This window comes from Flavobacteriales bacterium, from assembly GCA_013214975.1.
Classification (GTDB): Bacteria; Bacteroidota; Bacteroidia; order DT-38; family DT-38; genus DT-38.
This window is the reverse complement of record JABSPR010000184.1, coordinates 1-3,286: the sequence shown is the minus strand read 5'-3', so window position 1 is coordinate 3,286 and position 3,286 is coordinate 1. Positions and strand designations below refer to the sequence as shown.

6 protein-coding genes are annotated in these 3,286 nt (G+C 35.9%); all 6 read right to left on the bottom strand.

Annotation, left to right across the window (positions count from 1 at the left end; all coding sequences use genetic code 11):
- Positions 1-388 (bottom strand): hypothetical protein (locus HRT72_06420; GenBank protein ID NQY67342.1); only part of this gene is annotated, 388 nt, incomplete at its 3' end.
- 15 nt (positions 389-403) lie between these two features.
- A complete protein-coding gene (locus HRT72_06415; protein ID NQY67341.1) occupies positions 404-961 on the bottom strand; it encodes a DUF502 domain-containing protein in 558 nt (185 codons plus the stop codon).
- A gap of 113 nt (positions 962-1,074) precedes the next feature.
- The gene (gene hemW / locus HRT72_06410) at positions 1,075-2,205 is read right to left on the bottom strand and encodes a radical SAM family heme chaperone HemW (GenBank protein ID NQY67340.1); all 1,131 of its coding nucleotides are present in this window, start codon (positions 2,203-2,205) and stop codon (positions 1,075-1,077) included.
- A 46-nt stretch (positions 2,206-2,251) separates the two neighbouring features.
- Positions 2,252-2,464 (bottom strand): T9SS type A sorting domain-containing protein, encoded by a 213-nt coding sequence (locus HRT72_06405; GenBank protein NQY67339.1) that lies wholly within the window; start codon positions 2,462-2,464, stop codon positions 2,252-2,254.
- Between the two features lie 108 nt (positions 2,465-2,572).
- Positions 2,573-2,722, bottom strand: a complete 150-nt coding sequence (locus tag HRT72_06400; GenBank protein NQY67338.1) for a hypothetical protein — start codon at positions 2,720-2,722, stop codon at positions 2,573-2,575.
- A 112-nt stretch (positions 2,723-2,834) separates the two neighbouring features.
- Positions 2,835-3,286: DUF1566 domain-containing protein (locus HRT72_06395; GenBank protein NQY67337.1), on the bottom strand; the 452-nt coding region annotated here is incomplete at its 5' end.

Below are 3,286 nucleotides of genomic sequence, written 5' to 3'. Positions count from 1 at the left end.
TCATTCGGGCAGCAGCTGGATACATGTCAGAATGATCAGAAGAATTTAAGAATGATCCGCCGAGATCAAAACCTACAATCAGTTTGAAAGAATCACCATCTGGTACTACTTTAGACCATACATCAATAGTATTCATGCTGATTGATCGCAATTCTGTATCATCCGAGAAAAGCTCTTTCTTTTGATTGGAGGTTTTCCCCTTTGCCTTCTTCATCATGTTCTTCCAATCTTTCATAATAGCCTTGTCATCTCCTTCAAATATGCGAACGGTTAATACATTATTAGATGTGCCTGCAATGTTTTCTCTGCCCTCTTTCACAATTATTTTTTCGGCACTTACGCTTGCTACGAAACACAGAGATATAAGGAGAGATATTATTTTTTTCATTTTCTTAAAATTAAATTAATGGTCTTCATCGACTGTAGTTACTCCACCAGAAACAATAAACTTCATGGCATCGGCTGCATTCATATCCAGTGGGGTTATTTGTTCATTAGCCACTACAAAAAGATTGCCAGAGAAATTATAGGAGTGCGGTAAGTAAACAGCAGACTTACCTTCAGAGATTCCTAACATGCTTAAATTTTTCTGGGTTATAAATCCCATTTTTTCCATGCCACTGTCCTTTCCAATTTTAACCAATACAGGCTTGTCGAACCTTTTTTTATTACCTACAAAGGCACCTAACAAGTCTTTAATACTTGTGTAAATTACTTTCATTAGAGGAGCTTTTTTTATTAGCCCATCGAAGTAAGAAATTATAGGTTGCGCGAGTATTGTACTACCTAAATATCCTAAGGCAGTAATTAATATTAGTAAGACTAATATTCCTAATCCGGGTATAGGAAAGGGTAATATTCCGTCAATTAATTTTAACGCTTGAACGGTGATATATAAGGTTATAGTTACCGGTATAATGTAGAGTAAACCTTGTAGAAAATACTTTAACAATCTGTTCATTTAGCTAGGTAGTTACTGGTATTAAATGTAATTGAAAAAAAGGAAAATTATTTATCTATTCTTAGCGAAAATCAAATAGTTACCAAGAAAATTGGGGTTCTAAGTACGTGTATCTAATCGAGTTTAAACAGCTCAGACGAAATCGAATCGGCCATCATCTTTCCTTTTCTAGAGAGAATCAGTGTATTATTTTCTGTTAGTATTTCTCCGGATCGAATAAAAATATCGGCTTCTTTTGTGAGGTGATCTACATATTCTTTATCAAAATGTTTTTGGATATGAATCAGGTTTACTCCCCATATAGTTCTTAAGGATGTTAAAATATATTCATTGAAAGCTTCAGTAACAGTAAGTATTTCAGACTCATTATTCACTTTACCTCGACTTATGGCGTTAATGTATTTTACATTGTTAGAGACATTCCATTCTCTGGAATTTCCATTATAAGAATGTGCTGATGGACCAATTCCCAAATATTTTTTATTTTTCCAATAAGATGAGTTGTGTTTCGATTCGTGGTTAGTCTTACAGAAATTGGAGATTTCGTATTGGGTGTAGCTGTTTTCGTCCATGAAGTTCATCAGCATCTCGAAATGAGTTTTTCCCTTCTTGTCTGAAACAGGATCAGATTTTCCTTTAGATATTAATGAAGCAAGTGGAGTATTAGATTCTACTGTTAAGCAATAAGCCGAAAGGTGAGGAATGTCTAAAGACGCGAAAGTAAGTAGGTTGTGATTCCATGCCTCGTCGGACAGGGTAGGGACTCCATAGATTAGGTCGATAGTAATATTTTCTAACCCTACTTGTTTAGCATTTCGAATAGCCACGATCGCTTCGTTGGAAGTATGTGCTCTGTTCATGTATTGAAGATCTATGTCATGAAAAGATTGTATTCCAATACTTAATCTGTTGATAGATGATTTTTTGAATTCTTCCAATTTACTTATCGAAATATCATCTGGATTTACTTCCATTGTTATTTCTGCATTGTCGTCAATTTGAAAATTTTTATGAACAGAGTTTAAAATAGAATCGAGTTCTGTTTGAGAGAGAAGGGAAGGAGTACCGCCTCCAAAATAGATTGTAGAAATAGATTCGTTGTCTAAATAATCTTTTCTAAGCTCAATCTCTTTGATGAGGCATTCTACCAAAGCAGATTTTTTATTAAGCGTAGTGGAGAAGTGAAAATCACAATAATTACACGCTTGCTTGCAAAAAGGGATATGGATGTATATGCCTGCCATCCACCGAAATTACATTTGTTTTGATGTATGACAACCAGGAATCAAGTTAGAAGAGAACTATTTTACTAGTTATATTTCCTCCTGCAGTAATTGCTGTTAGAATATAAATTCCTTTTGGAAGGTGTCCGATTGATATCTGTTCTTGAATTTCTCCAAAGAAACCAGCGTTGTACGTTTCGGCAAGAACAGCCTGGCCCGATAAATTACTAATAAGAACGTCCACTGTTTCATCTTCAGCTAGGTCTGTAAGGTGCAACATCACATCTCTGTTTGTGGGATTTGGATATGCATATTAAATATCTGATATCCAGATATTTAATATGCATTGGTTACCCGAAATTATTGAAATATACTCCTTGCAACGGTCTTAAGTTATCTGTCCAACTGAATAGCTAGATGAACCTCCAGCGCCTGTTGCTTCTCCATCTGTGGCTGGTACTGTTTCTTGGGTTTGCAGGGAATTGATATTTATCAATGCACTGGCGATTATCGCTAATCCTATTAATGTTTTTTTCATAAGGCAAATCAAAATAAAAAGGGCTTTCAGAATGGAGGGCAAACGCCCTCCATTTTTTAAAAATCGACCGCTACGCGGTAATAAATTGTTAAATAGATGAATGGATAAATTGTTAAAAAGCCCGAACTGCACGCACGTAATTCGTGTAGCTCTTATCGTCGCTGAACTGGTTACCACTGGGGAAAATCTGAAGCCACGCATAGATGAATTCGTCCTCCGTAGAACTCCAATAGTAGTTATTAGCAAAACCACCAATTGCAACTCTATTAAGGTATAGTTTGTTTAACTCCTCTTTTGAAGGCAAATACCAATCACTGTAACCTCCTAATACTAAATCGGAACAAATTTTAGCAGCATAACTACCAGCACCCTGATTAGTTACAATAGCAGTTGTGTTCGCATTTCCTGTTCCTAATGCTGTTGCTATTGCTCCTGTAGTTGTATAACTCCCATTATACCATTGTATACTTGTACCTTGGTCGCTTGGTGCAGCTATTAACCCATGTGTTTCGCCTACAACATAACCAGGGTCTCCAGAAACAAAAATATAAGCTACTTTTCCTC